We start from the raw sequence: 245 nt of genomic DNA, 5'->3' as shown, positions 1-245 counted from the left end.
TAAAAAGTTTATTTAGTAGAAAATAAAAAAAGCCAGATTGCTCCGGCTGTGAGAAATATTTTCGACATAGTTATTATACCACAAAAGGAGCGATTCCACTTGATTCAATTGCTAAAAGAAGTAGATTTTCGACAAACAAAAGCGAATGCCAGAAATGTGTTGAAGAATTTTAGACGTTTAGAGCGAATAGCTGGTCGCTCTTTGATAGATTTAAAATCACCAATTATTACAGATATGCCTAAAAG

The 245-nt window shown here is 32.7% G+C and carries 1 protein-coding gene; it reads left to right on the top strand.

Annotated features, from left to right (window positions below):
* Window positions 1-99: 99 nt before the first annotated feature.
* Window positions 100-245: ArpU family phage packaging/lysis transcriptional regulator (locus KQI94_RS16430; protein ID WP_275970766.1), on the top strand; the 146-nt coding region annotated here is incomplete at its 3' end.

Origin of the sequence: Enterococcus sp. S183_ASV_20, from assembly GCF_018919685.1 — a bacterium.
GTDB classification, from domain to species: Bacteria; Bacillota; Bacilli; order Lactobacillales; family Enterococcaceae; genus Enterococcus; species Enterococcus faecalis.
Note: the sequence above shows the minus strand (reverse complement) of the source record. Positions and strands in the feature narration are given on the sequence as shown.